This is a genomic window from Paenibacillus sp. PK1-4R, from assembly GCF_030369595.1.
Classification (GTDB): domain Bacteria; phylum Bacillota; class Bacilli; order Paenibacillales; family Paenibacillaceae; genus Paenibacillus.
Map to the genome: position 1 here is coordinate 4532439 of NZ_CP126535.1, position 14990 is coordinate 4547428.

Sequence of the window (14990 nt, forward strand, 5' to 3'; positions counted from 1 at the left end):
TGATTTATTCTACGGAAGCGTTTGCTTCCTCTTGCACCTTTTGCAACTCTTCTGCCATTTTCTCTGGCGTGGTCTGCCCACCAATCAACTTCTGAATCTGCAGATTGCTGATCTCAGTCGTCACATCGGCCTGAACGAGTGCATCAAATGCCGGGAACGACGTCTTGGACGCATTAAGCACGGCCACAATTTCTTTCATCAGATCATCGGTAATACTGTCGGTCAGCACTTTCTCATCCAGCTTCATCGCAGGTAACACACCATCTTCCACAAGGCCACGGACCTGCATATCTTCATTGTAGAAATTTTTGATAAAAGCTTTCACTGCTTCCAGCTTCTGCGGGTCATCCGCCACTGCTGCCGAGAATCCGTATCCATTGTTCACATCACGCATCAAAGACGTCTGATCACCTGCTCCGTTCTCTACCGGAGGCATATTGAAGAATCCAACCTTGCCAATGAGCGATTCACCACTCTGGCCTTCTTTGAATACAGATGATTTCCACGTTCCGTCATACATCAACACCGCTTCTCCGCTCGTAAATTGCGTGGTATATTCGGCATACTCGAAGCCCAGCTCACCTTTTTTGAAATAACCCTTATCCACCCATTCCTTATGTTTGGCAAAACCTTGCACAACACCCGGATCGGTCCACTTCGCTTCACCTGTTGCAAACTTTGCGGTAATCTCCGGTCCGGCATACCGGGACCACAGGTGGTTGGTTAACATAAGCGGTACCCAGCCCGCCTTGGATGCTGAAGCAAGCGGCACTTTGCCATCGGCCTTGATCTCGGCCAGTATATTGTCCAGTTCAGCCATGGTGGTTGGAGCTTTCCATCCTTTTTGTTCGAAGTACTCTTTATTATAGAAAAAACCTTCGCCCGAACCGCCAATCGGCAGTCCATATACTTTGCCTTCATACGTAAACGGTTCAAGCGATGTAAACTGGTCCTGAATGCCCAGCTCTTGCAAGATCGGAGTCAGATCAAGCAGCATACCTTCCTTGGCATAAACTTTGGAATCCGGGCTACCGAACAGTTCAAATATATCCGGCGGGTTACCTGCCGCCATCTCCCCGCGAAGCTTCTCCTTGCGATTCACATCGGATTCGACACCATCCAGCGTAAAGGTCAGATTGGGTATCTCACCCTCAACTTTGTCCACAACATCCTGCAGAATGGCCAGTCTTTTCTGTTTGTCGGCTCCCACCTGCGTGTGACGGAGAAGCATCTCAACCGGTTCCTTACTTGTCTCCTCCACAGGTGTATTGCCTGCGCCCTGCTGTGGCTCGTTACTTGAGCTTGCACATCCCGCCAAAGTCCATGAAGTGATAAGCAATAATGAAAGCAGTAATGTCATTCCTTTTTTCATCTGGTTGACCCTCCTCAAGATATTGAGCATTTGGCTTTACACTCTGATTATAAAAAGCCGGAGCTTACATCGTAAGGATGACAATTCATCAATGGAGGGATAAAATCCTTCACTGGACCCATAATCTTGCATTTACAATGGATATCAGCAAAAAAACAGCCCCTGCGAAATATGTTCGCAAGGACTGCTTGATTGATTGTTTTTACTATATATAAAGGTTAGATTACTTACCTGAACAAGCCACACCAGCCGTTTCCTGGCGACCTTGTTCGATCAGGCGATACGCCCGCTCCACTTCTTCTTCACTTGGTGAAGGAACACCATCCAGTGGATATACTTTACCGAGCGCTTCCCATTTGTAAATCCCCATCTGATGGTATGGAAGAATTTCGAACTTCTCAACGCCATTTAATGTCCCAATAAACCGTCCGAGGTTAAGCAGATCCTCTTCCTCGTTATGAATGCCAGGCACATACACGTGGCGTATCCACATTTTCCGGCCCTGCTCCGATAACCACTTGGCCGTTTTCAACGTTCTCTCGTTGGATTTGCCTGTCAACTTGATGTGTTTCTCATCATCAATATGTTTGAGGTCCAGCAGAACCAGGTCTGTGTGATCCAACAGATCGTGAATCCGTTCCGGTTCGTTAAATCCGTTGCTGTCCAGTGTCGTATGCAATCCCCAGCGGCGCTTCACTTCTTTGAAGATTTCCCCTACAAAGTGGGCCTGTAACGTTGGTTCTCCGCCAGATATCGTGAGTCCGCCTCCAGAGCTGCGGTAGTAGGATAGATAAGGCTCAATTTCAGCCAGTACCTCCTCAAGTGTCATTTCTTTTCCACCATCCAGCGCCCATGTATCAGGGTTGTGGCAATACTGACATTTGAGTAGACATCCTTGCATAAAAAGCACAAAGCGGATGCCTGGGCCGTCAACCGTCCCGAAAGTTTCGAGTGAATGAATATGTCCTTTAACCATGCTGCCTCTTCCTTTCTGTATCCGCATCCGCTGTGCGTTTAATATGATTTGGAATGCCTTGCTCTAACGGTCTTCTACTTGCAAATTACTTACATGGAGCCATGGAACGTACGGTTGATGACATCCAACTGTTGTTCACGAGTCAGTTTAATGAAGTTAACCGCATATCCGGATACCCGTACAGTCAGTTGAGGATAGTTTTCCGGGTGATCCATCGCATCAATCAATTGCTGACGATCAAATACGTTAACGTTCAGGTGATGAGCGTTTTGACCGAAGTACCCATCCATCATCGCAGTCAGATTGGATTTACGTGTAGTCTCCTCTTTACCCAATGCTTTTGGCACGATGGAGAAGGTATTGGAAATACCGTCAAGACTGTGTTCATAAGGCAATTTGGCTACAGATCCAAGGGATGCCAGTGCACCTTTTTTGTCACGACCATGCATTGGGTTCGCACCTGGAGCAAATGGTTCACCTGCTTTACGACCATCCGGTGTAGTCCCTGTTTTCTTACCGTATACTACGTTGGATGTGATCGTCAGAACGGATTGTGTTGGCACTGCGTTACGGTAAGCTTTGTGCTTACGAATCATGCCCATGAAGTTCTCAACCAGTTCAACAGCAATGCTGTCTACGCTGTCTTCATTGTTACCGTAACAAGGGAAGTCTCCTTCGATTTCGAAATCAACTGCGATGCCTTGTTCGTTACGAATTGGTTTTACTTTGGCATATTTGATTGCACTCAGTGAATCTGCTGTAACCGAGAGACCGGCGATACCACAAGCCATCGTACGTACAATGTCACGGTCATGTAATGCCATTTCGATACGCTCATAACTGTATTTATCGTGCATGTAGTGAATGACGTTGAGGGTGTTCATATACAGCTTCGCCAGCCACTCCATCATTGGTTTGAAGCGTTTCATAACCTCATTGTAATCCAGCACTTCGCTAGTAATGGCAGGATACTCAGGTCCAACTTGTGCTCCGGATTTCTCGTCACGACCACCGTTGATCGCATACAGGAGAGCTTTTGCCAAGTTGGCACGAGCGCCGAAGAATTGCATTTGTTTCCCGATCTTCATAGCCGACACACAGCATGCAATACCGTAATCGTCACCGTAGATTGGACGCATCAGATCATCATTTTCATACTGAATTGAGCTGGTTTCAATGGATACTTTACTGCAATAATCTTTGAAAGCTTCTGGAAGTTTAGTGGACCATAGTACAGTCAAGTTCGGTTCTGGTGCAGGACCCAAGTTGTGCAGTGTATGCAGGAAACGGAAGCTGTTTTTGGTTACACGTGTTTCACCATTTACAGACATACCCCCGATGGACTCCGTTACCCATGTTGGATCTCCACTGAACAGTTCGTTGTAATCCGGTGTACGCAGGAATTTGACAATCCGCAGTTTCATTACAAAATGGTCAACCAATTCCTGAGCCTGTTCTTCGGACAGAATACCTTCTTGCAGATCACGTTCAATGTAGATATCCAGGAAAGAAGATACACGTCCCAGGGACATCGCAGCACCGTTCTGTTCTTTGATGGCAGCAAGATAACCGAAGTACAACCATTGGAATGCTTCTTTTGCTGTTGTCGCTGGCAAGGAAATATCGAACCCGTGCATATCGCCCAATTGCTTCAATTCTTGCAATGCACGAATCTGCTCAGACAATTCTTCCCGCAGACGAATGACATCTTCATCAATGACATCAACTTCAAGTGCGTTCAATTCGCCTTTTTTGTTACGAATCAGGAAGTCTACCCCGTACAAAGCTACACGACGATAGTCACCGATGATCCGGCCACGGCCATACGCATCTGGAAGACCTGTAATAATCCCTGCTTTACGCGCTGCACGCATATCGGAAGTATAAGCATCGAATACACCTTGGTTATGTGTTTTGCGAATGTTCGTAAATATATCAATGACGCCTTGAGGCAATTCGAAGCCGTATGCTTCACATGCATCAATCATCATCCGGATTCCGCCTGTTGGTTGAATGGAACGTTTGAACGGAGCATCGGTTTGAACGCCGACAATCTGTTCTTTGGATTGATCCAGATAACCGGGTTGGTGAGAAACAATAGTCGCTGGTGTGTTCACATCAACGTCAAGGACACCGCCGTTATCCCGTTCTTTTTTGGTCAGATCAGATACGATATCCCACAATTCTTTGGTATTCTGGGTTGCACCTGCGAGAAATGCTTCATCGCCGTAATACGGAGACAAGTTGTGTGCCAGAAAATCATTCACATCTACGGATTTGGTCCATGTTCCTTTGGTAAAGTTTCTCCAGCCTGTTTGTTGTTTGACATCTTTTTCAATCACCGACATCTTAATCCCTCCACTAATTTGGATTTCTGGACACATAACATCTTGCTTCATTCGTAGCATTGTGTGCCCAGAGCCGCGATTAATGTGAATTGTTTCACATAAACCGGAACATGTTCTCTCTACTTGGGAACCGGAACCGCGGGATGAATGTTTTTCTTACATTTTCAGTATACGACTTGGCACTTTCATCATCTGTGATTTTTGTCACAAAGTCAGTGAACTAACTCACTCCACCTGCGTTGTGTCCCATTGAACCCGGTAAATTCACACTTAGCCACTGCGCGGGCAGAACAACTTCCGATCGCTGTTATCCCCGGATTTTTTCAATTTTATTTTTCAAAGGGGAAAATCCGGGGATAAAGGCGAACGCTCCGCTTCTTCAGTTTTTTCTGCCCTCTCCGTTATTGTGTGAACATCTGGCTCAAACGGCCACATCACGGATTCCGTGCCACCTCTTTAGAACCCTTTGATCCTCTATACTCGGAGCAAACCAAATCTTAAAATATACCCTGAAAAACAGATGCTTCGCTTCTTCAGTTTTTTCTGCCCTCTCCGTTATTGTGTGAACATCTGGCTCAAATGCCACCTCTTTAGAACCCTTTTGCTCCTCCATGTTCGGAGCAAAACAAAACTTAGAATAAACCCTGAAAAACAGATGCTCGCTCTTCTGTTTTTCTGCCCTCTTCGTTCTTGTGTGAACATCTGGCTCAAACAGCCACATCACGGATTTCGTGCCTCCTCTTTAAGAACCATTGCTCCTCTATGCTCGGAGCAAATCAAATCTTAGAATAAATCCTGAAAAACAGATGCTCGCTCTTCTGTTTTTCTGCCCTCTCGTTATTGTGTGAAAGACGGCAATCGGGGCTCCCCTCTCGGGGAACCCTGATCTTCTTGCCGTAAGGCACACTTCGTTCTGAATTTGTTATTCAAACTTTCCGTAGAAAGCGTTGCGGTATACATCAGCCAGTTCAGTTACCAGCGGCAACTTCGGATTGGCAGTTGTACATTGGTCTTCGAAGGCACGGTCAGCCAGATAATCTACATGTGCTTCAAAGTCTTTGGCATCAAATCCGATTTCCTGGAACGATTCTTCAATGCCCAATGTTTTGTTCAGTTTGCGAATCGCATTGATGAGACTGGTTACCCCTTCTTCTGTCGTACGTGCAGGCAATCCCAGAATCCGTGCGATTTCGGCATAACGCTCATCCGCTACAAAGTGCGAATATTTCGGGAACGATGCAAATTTGGTCGGTTTTTTCGCGTTGTAACGAATGACGTGTGGCATCAGAATGGCATTGGTGCGTCCGTGTGCGGTATGGTACTGACCGCCCCATTTGTGCGCCAAGCTGTGGTTAATGCCCAGGAATGCGTTGGCAAACGCCATACCAGCAATTGTGGAAGCATTATGCATTTTCTCACGTGCCAGTTTGTCGCCTTGCAGTGCCGATTGCTCCAGGTATTGGAATACCAGTTGGATTGCTTTGATCGCAAGTCCATCTGTGTAGTCATTTGCCATAACAGACACATATGCTTCAATCGCATGAGTCAGTACGTCCATACCTGTATCTGCAACAGCTGTTCTAGGCAGGGAGTATACGAATTCTGGATCAACAATGGCTACGTCTGGTGTCAGCTCATAGTCGGCCAATGGATATTTGGTGTTACCTTGATTTTTGTCTGTGATAACCGCGAACGATGTCACTTCAGAACCTGTACCGGATGTTGTTGGGATCGCTACAAATTTCGCTTTTACGCCGAGACGTGGATATTTGTAGATCCGTTTGCGGATATCCATGAATTTTTGTTTCAGATCGTTGAAGTCCGTGTCCGGATATTCATAGAACAACCACATAGCTTTGGCAGCATCCATCGGTGATCCACCGCCGAGTGCGATAATGCAGTCCGGTTGGAAGCGGCGCATCATTTCGGTTCCGCGGTCTACCGTTGTTGTCGATGGATCTGGCTCAACATCGGAGAATACTTCGATCGCTACTGGCATTTGGCGTTGACGCAGATAGTGTTCTACCTTTTCAACATATCCAAGTTTCACCATCATGGCATCCGTAATAATCGCCACACGTGTGATATCAGGCATTTTGGCAAGATACTGCGTTGCCCCTTTTTCGAAGTAGACTTTGTTTGGCACTTTGAACCATTGCATATTCACGGTACGGCGAGCCACCCTTTTCACATTGATTAAGTTCACAGCGGTTACGTTTGAAGAAGTCGAGTTACGTCCGTATGATCCGCATCCCAGTGTCAATGACGGCATGTTTGTGTTGTAGATATCCCCGATGGCACCGTGTGTGGATGGCGAGTTCACAATAATCCGTCCGGTTTGCAGACGATCTGCAAATTTGCCGATCACTTCTTCATTTGTGGAGTGGATAACCGAGGAGTGACCCATGCCGCCAAAAGCAACCACTTCTGCTGCACGCTCAATACCCTCTGCTGCCGTTTTAACTTTGTAACAAGCAAGTACCGGACTTAATTTCTCAGCCGACAATGGGAATTTGGTACCTACCCCTTCAATCTCGGCCACGAGAATTTTGGTGCCTGCTGGAACTTCAATACCGCACAATTTCGCAATGCTTACCGCAGATTGACCAACAATCGCCGGGTTCACAGCACATTTCTCGGCATTAATCGCACCTGCTGTCAATTTTGCTGCTTCATCTTTGTTAACAAAGTAACAGCCATTGGCTATCATTTTTTTCTTCACTTGATCGAAGATCGGTTCTTCAATGATGACCGCTTGTTCGGAAGCACAGATCATGCCGTTATCGAAAGATTTGGACAGGATCAAATCCGTCACTGCCTGATTGATATCAGCACTTTTCTCGATAAAGCAAGGAACGTTACCCGGTCCTACGCCCAGTGCAGGTTTACCACAGCTATACGCTGCACGTACCATTCCTGATCCGCCTGTTGCCAGAATGAGAGCCACATCATTGTGATTCATCAGTTCGTTTGTACGATCCATAGAAGGATCATCAATCCACTGAATACAATCCGCTGGTGCACCATGTTTCACAGCCGCTTCCAACAGGATTTTAGCAGCTTCCCGGCTACAATTCTGTGCAGATGGGTGGAAACCAAAGATGATTGGGTTACGCGTCTTGATGGAGATCAGTGCTTTAAACATCGTTGTTGATGTTGGATTCGTAACCGGGGTAATCCCCATAATAATACCGACCGGCTCCGCAATTTTCTGGAAGCTCTCATACTCGTTATCTTCAATCACACCTACGGTTTTGTCATACTTGATGCTGTGGTATACATATTCAGTTGCAAATATATTTTTGGTGATTTTATCCTCATATACTCCGCGGCCTGTTTCTTCTACGGCCATCTTGGCGAGCATCATGTGTTTATCCAGACCCGCAAGCGCCATCGCTTGCACAATCCGGTCAATCTGCTTCTGGTCCATCTTCATGAATGCGGCGTGTGCTTTATTCGCTTTGTCGATTAACGTTTGAATATACTGACCTGCTGTCGGTTCTTTTGCTGGGGCGACTTCGTTCTTTACAGCCATCTCCCTCATCCTCCTAAAGGTTCGTATTAGTTTGTCTCTCTCGTTTACATTCACATCGTAACATGACAATAAACTTAATTATGTGATTTTTTTCACAAAGTATAACAAATTTAATTTAAGTTTTGTAGTGTCCTTCATACGACCATTTTCACTTCCTATTTAAAATATAGGGCTGTAAAATTCATCCTCTCCATTAAAAGTGAATTTTATCACAATGTTTGAAATTTCGTCATTTTTGCCCCCTTTACTTCCCCCTCAAACGGTAAGATTAGGTATATACTGAACTTAAAAATTGAACCACCGCAATTTGTACCGTCCTTCCTCCCGGCCGAGATGACCCTGATCAGGACGGCAACGGTTTGCGGCGAACCTCGGAGGCTACTGCTTACTACAGAAGGTCGTCCGATGGACATAAAGGGGAGATAGACTTATGAGAGAACTAACAACTGTACTGGAAAAGCGCGGTAATACCAACTGTTTCTCGGAAGCAAATTTCAACCATCTGCTGGTTACCATGAAAGATAGAACTTATCCGGAAGGTACACATCTGTACTGGGAAGGCGACATCTCTGACAAACTTTATTATATGAAACGGGGTCGTGCCCAGATCACCAAATCCACGGATGAAGGCAAGGAACTGATCATGTACATGTATCAATCCGGTGATATGATTGGCCAGGCTGATCCCTTCTTTGGCTCTAAACACAGCTTCTCAGCGGAAGTGCTGGAGGATAGTGAGATTGGTGTACTGGAGCATAAAGACTTGGAGATGTTAATCTGCCAGCATTGTGACTTTGCGATCGACTTTATGAAATGGATGGGCATCCACCACCGGTTGACACAGACCAAATTCCGGGATCTCATGTTATATGGCAAACCGGGTGCACTCTGCTCCACCCTCATTCGGTTGTCGAATTCGTATGGTGAGCCTCATGGGGAGCATGTCATTATTCACAAAAAAATCACCCACACGGACCTGTCCAATATGATTGGAGCCACACGTGAAAGTGTAAACCGCATGTTAAGCGATCTGCGTAAGAAAGATGCGATTGAATATGACAATGGCATGATTGTTATCAAAGATCTGAAGATGCTGCAAGGGATCTGTCACTGTGAACTTTGCCCGAACGAGATCTGTCGTATTTAATATTTGAATATGTTAATCGGATATTGCTTATATATTATAATGAAAAAAGCCCAGTTCTCTAAAAAGAGATTGGGCTTCTTGGTATACTTAGGATGCATTGGTCAATTCAAGCTTTACCGCATCACGTGGATTCAATTTCATGTCCAGACCATTTTCCATTAATTCTTTGTCATTCACCATAATGACCCACCGCTCATTCATACGAGGTGTGACATTCTCGACCGAAACGACAAATTTGTTATTCTCCGACATTCTTACAATGCCGCTGGACTTCAACACATCACGAACTGTGCACTCTTGAACGTAGACGCCGGCATATTGACGATTAAGGGTTGGCATAATGTTTCCACCGCTAACCTTGAGTAACGTTGTCTGATATGCAACGCCATCTCCCCCACTGTCAGCGGCTTTCACGTAAATGATCACTTCATCTTTGGCATGAAGTTCCATGTCCCAATCTTCCTGCTCAATATCCTTGCCATTTAATTTGACAGCCCAGCTAAGCGAAGAATCCAGAGAAACTTCACCGACGGATTGAATCCGTTTGCCATCTGCCGTAAAATCAACCAGTCCGCTATTGAGTAATGCTTTTTTGAGTGTCAATCCCTCACTAAAATCTCGCTTAATGGACTTTGTTGCATCAGGCAAAAACGTACTGCCATCTACAGCCACTGTGATCGTATTCGCTGTTTCTGTCTCCTTGACAATTGGCTGCTCAGAAGGCTGTGTCTCACTACAACCAGCCAAGATCGCCAGTAGGAGCAAACATACACCTATGTAACCGGGGATTTTCTTCATCATGTAGGTAACACCACCCTGCGTAAAATCATTCACCCTGTTGTCCATAACCTCTATTATGGCACAACTTTCGGCAAAAAAAAGTGTCAAAGCCGTTACTTTTATAGGGTGTCCCCTCCAAATAGGGCTTGTACAAGAAAGAGAGCCTGCACACAGGCTCTCCACTCTAATTCATTTTTATGTTCGAATTGGTTACGTTATCACTGGACACTAGCCTGCATATATGTCCGTCCTCCATCGCCATCTTTCAGATATGGATTAAGCCCGAAGAACTGCTCCTCAGATACATATACACCTGTCAGCAATCGACCTTCAAGTAATCCACCATCCACCTGTACACAACATGAAGGTGCGTCTACATACTCCTGATATAGCGGAATCTGCCCATATTGTTGATGGACCTTGAATACCTTGCCTTGCTCGTGCAAAGGCCGTTCCGAGAAATAGGTAGGCACAATATAACGGGCAATGACATCCAGTTCCTGCACGCTATAAAAGGGTTCATCCCCAAGCCATGGTGCAAACATTCGAATCTTCTCATATTGAGACCAGACAACCGCCTGAATCAGCATTTCTGCCTGAACCAACCGACCTTCTCCCACATCCAGAACCAACCGCTCACCATGGATGGTATCTTCCATCTGAGAAGTCTTTGAATCAGGTTGTCCCAGCTCACATCCGATACACTTCCAGCCCCTGGACGTTTGAATCCATTTTTGCAGCACCGCCGGAGCTAATCTCGGACCATCGCTGTTCACAGAATGCGTATTCACTTCGGCAAGATCATCCATAACCGAACGGGAATATGCTGTGCGCTTAAACAACTCCGCAGCTTTTTTGTAAATCAGATGTACCTGAATGGATGCGCTCTCAAGTTCTGCAATATCTTTTTTGCCGTAGCGTACTTCACGGGATAAGCTTTCTTCTCTCATGACAAGTGGGCCTCCTTCGCTCCGGCCGTCTGTGGCCATTTTCTATAGATTATACTACAACTCATGACAACATGTGCATAGCCCAAGAGAAAAACGCCGATCCACGTTATACTTAAGACAAAAACCCCTGATTTCCACAGAAATCAGGAGTCTATGTCATTCATGCAACGAAAGTGGGTGATGCTTATACGTTAGTCAACCCACTTCTCAGCCCAGTCTTGAATTTGATTCATGACAGGCTGGAGCGCTCTACCTTTATCCGTCAGTTCATATTCAATACGAACCGGCGTCTCGGGATAGACGTGACGAACCAGAATACCTTCACTCTCCAGATCTTTCATCCGTTCGGATAACATCTTATCACTCATGGATGGGATCAGATTGGAGATATCCTTGAATCGCTTCGAACCACTCATCAATGTTTGAATAATTAAACCATTCCAGCGCTTGCCCAAAAAAGAAAACGCCGTTTCAAAACGCGGACACATCCGCAAGTCTTGACCTTCCACATTAATCACCTCTTTAGAGATCACTCAAATCAACTTACATTTTGTTAGTATATTTCATAATAACATATTTAAGCTTCAAAGAAAACGCCTGCAACTAAAAAGTTTAAATTTTAGAAGCATAACATCCAAAATGGATCATACATCCCAGTATACATTACACGCTGCGTCGTAACCATGGGAAATATCGTATAACTTCCCCATAGTACTATCTTACCCAAAAAGAACCCAACTGCCACAGTCATCATTGACTCGGAGAAGGGTTCTTTTTGAATAAAACTTATAATTTCCATTTCACGATTGAGTTAGTGAATTAAACCAGCACGCCACCAAATGGTCTTACAGGTTCACTCTTGCCAAATTCGGGCTTAAAGCTGCGGGCAGGATATGCCCATTTCACAGCGTTGCTGATCACTCTTAATATTTCCGGCTTGTAATAGGTCGGATACGTCTCATGACCTGGTCGGAAATAAAAGATTTTACCTTCACCACGCCGGAACGTACATCCGCTCCGGAATACTTCCCCACCCTGGAAGTTGCTTACAAACACCAGTTCATCCGGTACTGGAATATCGAAGAATTCACCGTACATCTCTTCTTTTTCCAATACAATCTTGCCCTCGATACCATCCGCAATCGGATGAGATGGGTTAACACACCATACAATTTCCTGCTCGTCAGCTACACGCCATTTCAGATCGCAGCTTGTTCCCATCAGCGCTTTGAATGGTTTGGAGAAATGACCTGAATGGAGCACAATCATTCCCATCCCGTTCAACACTCGCTGCGCAACCTTCTGTGAGATCTCATCGCTTACGCGATCATGTGCCATATGTCCCCACCATATGAGCACATCTGTGGAATTCAGCACTTCATCACTTAATCCGTGTTCAGGCTGATCCAGTGTAGCTGTACGAATAGCAAAGCCTTCGCCGCCAAGTCCGTCAGCCAGTGCTCGATGCAGACCATCCGGGTAGACTTCCCTTACTTCATCGTGAATTTTCTCATGGACAAATTCATTCCAAATGGTGACGTTGATCATATTCAATTTCCCCCTAGTGTAGCTCTAAACCCACCACATATCGCCCAGCGGTTCTTCAATCAATACTTGCTGGAGATTTTGCACGGCTTTAGAGAATCCTTCTTCAACCGACATCAGACCGTCTTCGTGCTCAATACTTACTACATAATCATATCCGACCAGACGCAAGGCACTCATAATATCTGCCCAAGTCTTGTTATCATGTCCATAACCAACCGAGCGGAACTGCCAAGCCCGATCCAGCATATTGGTATAGTCCTGCATATCCGTTACACCGTGTTTGTTCACGTTTACCGGATCAATCGTTGTATCTTTTGCATGGAAGTGATGGATGGCTCCTTCACGTCCCAAGATGTGAATTGCCTGAACCGGATCAATACCTTGCCACCACATGTGACTTGGGTCCAGATTGGCTCCGATCACTTCACCTGCTGCTTCACGCAGTCTCAGCAGGGTTGCTGGAGTATGAACGGAGAATCCACCGTGCAGCTCCAATCCAACTTTTACGTTACGATCTGCTGCAAATTTACCCCACTCTGTCCAGTAAGGGATAACTTTGTTCTCCCACTGCCACTTCAGGATTTCTTGGAAGTCATTTGGCCATGGTGCAACAGGCCAGTTCGGATATTTGGCATCCTCATGATCTCCCGGACAACCGGAGAATGTATTCACTACAGGTACTTCCAGCTTCTCAGCCAGTTCTACCGTTTTAACAAAATCATCGTGGAATCCTTTGGCAATATCCTTTTGCGGATGTAGCGGGTTACCGTGACAGCTGAGTGCGCTGATCGTCAAACCACGTGATTCCACTGCATTTTTGAAGTTTTTCAATGCTGTAGGATTGCTTAACAACTCATCTGGCTTACAATGTGCATTGCCTGGATGTCCGCCTGTTCCGATCTCTACTGCTTTTAATCCCTTGGATGCTACATAATCAAGAGCATCCTCCAATTTACGTCCTCCGAATAGTACCAAAAATACGCCGAGTTTCAAGTGCGATTCCTCCCTGGATTAGATATCGTATGATTGCTGAATTCATGAATATTGAACTGTATACAATTACCGTTCAGATCACATGCCTGTTTGATTAGTGTGGAAAATCGAGAGTGTTTCTATCCTGAAATTGAACGTAAGAATACTGGTTATTCTGCTTCACTCGCAAGAGCATCAAGCTTCGAACACTTTTTACTCAGACTAGTGGGATTCCACGGTTTCAATCTCAGTTTGAACTGTACGAGTTACTGCAAAAGAATCATAGCTGCTCTCCAGATGTACGTGCTTGCCTTCAAGTGAAGAACGCTGGAATGAATGCATGGCTTCCAGTACGTGATAAGCAAGCTTGCCACTGGCCTTGTGTTCCCGTCCGGCACGAATGGATTCAACCATTTCCGTTACGCCGATGCCTCGTTCGTTTTGTCCACTTTCGAAGACTGGTTTGACCGTCTCCCAAGTGTCTTGACCGTATCTGCGAACCTTCACTTCCCCATTAAAATAATTGGGGTCCGGTACACTAAGCGTACCTTCTGTACCATAGATTTCAATACGTGGCAGATCCGAAGCTCCCCGAATATCGAAACTGGTAATCATGGTTGCAATGGCACCTTCTGCGAAATCAATCGTTCCTGCCAAGTGGGTAGGCGTCTCTACTTGAAGCGCTGTACCTTCCTTCGGTCCGGAGCCAATCTTGCGATCTGCAATCTGTATGCCTGCCGAGGCGCTGATTCTGCGTATCGGTCCAAGCAACGTAATCAGAGCGGTCAGATAGTAAGGTCCCATATCAAACATCGGTCCGCCACCTGCAACATAAAAGAACTCCGGATTAGGATGCCAAGCTTCTGGTCCTCCACCCATGAAAAATGAAGTCGCTGCAACCGGCTTGCCAATCAGCCCATCTTCAATGGCCTTACGAGCTGTCTGTATGCCTGAACCAAGGAAGGTGTCCGGTGCAGAACCAACATACAATCCCTTTTCCTCAGCCAGCTCAACAACCTTGCGACCATCCTCAAGAGAAATTGCCAGCGGCTTCTCGGCATACACATGTTTGCCTGCTTCGAGTGCAGCCAGATCGGTCATGGCGTGACTTCCAGGAACCGTAAGGTTCAACACAAGTTCAATTTCGTTATTTTGCAGCAACTCATCTACATTGTAAACGTTTGCGATATTAAATTCATCTGCCCGTTCCTGAGCGCGTTCACGAATCAAATCCGCAACAGCCACGACTTCAATAACCGGGTTGTTTTTGAGATTTTCCAAGTAGATGGCGCTGATGTTACCACACCCGATGATGCCTGCTTTCATTTTCTCCACTGTGACGTTCATCTCCTTACGCATGGT

The 14990-nt window shown here is 45.8% G+C and carries 12 protein-coding genes; 1 reads left to right on the forward strand and 11 read right to left on the reverse strand.

Annotated features, from left to right (window positions below; translation table 11 throughout):
• Positions 1 to 4: 4 nt before the first annotated feature.
• The 5 genes from QNO02_RS19680 to adhE form a co-directional block, all read right to left on the reverse strand.
• Positions 5 to 1372: an ABC transporter substrate-binding protein gene (locus tag QNO02_RS19680; RefSeq protein ID WP_091028776.1), complete on the reverse strand. Its 1368-nt coding sequence runs from the start codon at positions 1370 to 1372 to the stop codon at positions 5 to 7.
• Between the two features lie 223 nt (positions 1373 to 1595).
• Positions 1596 to 2348: a pyruvate formate-lyase-activating protein gene (gene pflA / locus QNO02_RS19685; protein WP_091028774.1), complete on the reverse strand. Its 753-nt coding sequence runs from the start codon at positions 2346 to 2348 to the stop codon at positions 1596 to 1598.
• 89 nt (positions 2349 to 2437) lie between these two features.
• On the reverse strand, positions 2438 to 4696 hold the full coding sequence (pflB, locus tag QNO02_RS19690) for a formate C-acetyltransferase (RefSeq protein ID WP_133385430.1): 2259 nt from the start codon (positions 4694 to 4696) through the stop codon (positions 2438 to 2440).
• A gap of 421 nt (positions 4697 to 5117) precedes the next feature.
• Entirely contained in the window at positions 5118 to 5420 is a 303-nt protein-coding gene (locus QNO02_RS19695; protein ID WP_133385431.1) for a hypothetical protein, read from the reverse strand.
• A gap of 198 nt (positions 5421 to 5618) precedes the next feature.
• Positions 5619 to 8231 (reverse strand): bifunctional acetaldehyde-CoA/alcohol dehydrogenase, encoded by a 2613-nt coding sequence (gene adhE / locus QNO02_RS19700; RefSeq protein ID WP_074095716.1) that lies wholly within the window; start codon positions 8229 to 8231, stop codon positions 5619 to 5621.
• Between the two features lie 430 nt (positions 8232 to 8661).
• Between adhE and QNO02_RS19705 the strand changes: the two genes are divergently transcribed.
• On the forward strand, positions 8662 to 9378 hold the full coding sequence (locus tag QNO02_RS19705) for a Crp/Fnr family transcriptional regulator (RefSeq protein WP_076333276.1): 717 nt from the start codon (positions 8662 to 8664) through the stop codon (positions 9376 to 9378).
• Positions 9379 to 9465: 87 nt separating this feature from the next.
• Here QNO02_RS19705 and QNO02_RS19710 read toward each other — a convergent pair whose 3' ends face one another.
• The 6 genes from QNO02_RS19710 to QNO02_RS19735 form a co-directional block, all read right to left on the reverse strand.
• Positions 9466 to 10179, reverse strand: coding sequence for a hypothetical protein (locus tag QNO02_RS19710; RefSeq protein WP_017687552.1), 714 nt, complete (start codon positions 10177 to 10179; stop codon positions 9466 to 9468).
• Positions 10180 to 10376: 197 nt separating this feature from the next.
• Entirely contained in the window at positions 10377 to 11108 is a 732-nt protein-coding gene (locus QNO02_RS19715; protein WP_091028765.1) for a hypothetical protein, read from the reverse strand.
• Positions 11109 to 11299: 191 nt separating this feature from the next.
• Positions 11300 to 11596, reverse strand: a complete 297-nt coding sequence (locus QNO02_RS19720; RefSeq protein ID WP_076333333.1) for a winged helix-turn-helix transcriptional regulator — start codon at positions 11594 to 11596, stop codon at positions 11300 to 11302.
• Positions 11597 to 11927: 331 nt separating this feature from the next.
• The gene (locus tag QNO02_RS19725; RefSeq protein WP_017687549.1) at positions 11928 to 12656 is read right to left on the reverse strand and encodes a ThuA domain-containing protein; all 729 of its coding nucleotides are present in this window, start codon (positions 12654 to 12656) and stop codon (positions 11928 to 11930) included.
• Positions 12657 to 12680: 24 nt separating this feature from the next.
• Positions 12681 to 13649: a sugar phosphate isomerase/epimerase family protein gene (locus QNO02_RS19730; RefSeq protein WP_036674961.1), complete on the reverse strand. Its 969-nt coding sequence runs from the start codon at positions 13647 to 13649 to the stop codon at positions 12681 to 12683.
• Positions 13650 to 13850: 201 nt separating this feature from the next.
• The gene (locus QNO02_RS19735; protein WP_091028759.1) at positions 13851 to 14963 is read right to left on the reverse strand and encodes a Gfo/Idh/MocA family protein; all 1113 of its coding nucleotides are present in this window, start codon (positions 14961 to 14963) and stop codon (positions 13851 to 13853) included.
• Between the last annotated feature and the right edge of the window lie 27 nt (positions 14964 to 14990).

Bases quoted from the DNA above. Each gene is read 5' to 3' on its own strand.
- QNO02_RS19715 (WP_091028765.1), bottom strand. From the start codon at position 11,108: ATGAGAGAAGAAAGCTTATCCCGTGAAGTACGCTACGGCAAAAAAGAT.
- pflA (WP_091028774.1), bottom strand. From the start codon at position 2,348: ATGGTTAAAGGACATATTCATTCACTCGAAACTTTCGGGACGGTTGAC.
- QNO02_RS19705 (WP_076333276.1), top strand. From the start codon at position 8,662: ATGAGAGAACTAACAACTGTACTGGAAAAGCGCGGTAATACCAACTGT.
- QNO02_RS19710 (WP_017687552.1), bottom strand. From the start codon at position 10,179: ATGATGAAGAAAATCCCCGGTTACATAGGTGTATGTTTGCTCCTACTG.
- QNO02_RS19725 (WP_017687549.1), bottom strand. From the start codon at position 12,656: ATGATCAACGTCACCATTTGGAATGAATTTGTCCATGAGAAAATTCAC.
- adhE (WP_074095716.1), bottom strand. From the start codon at position 8,231: ATGGCTGTAAAGAACGAAGTCGCCCCAGCAAAAGAACCGACAGCAGGT.
- QNO02_RS19680 (WP_091028776.1), bottom strand. From the start codon at position 1,372: ATGAAAAAAGGAATGACATTACTGCTTTCATTATTGCTTATCACTTCA.
- QNO02_RS19720 (WP_076333333.1), bottom strand. From the start codon at position 11,596: ATGTGTCCGCGTTTTGAAACGGCGTTTTCTTTTTTGGGCAAGCGCTGG.
- pflB (WP_133385430.1), bottom strand. From the start codon at position 4,696: ATGTCGGTGATTGAAAAAGATGTCAAACAACAAACAGGCTGGAGAAAC.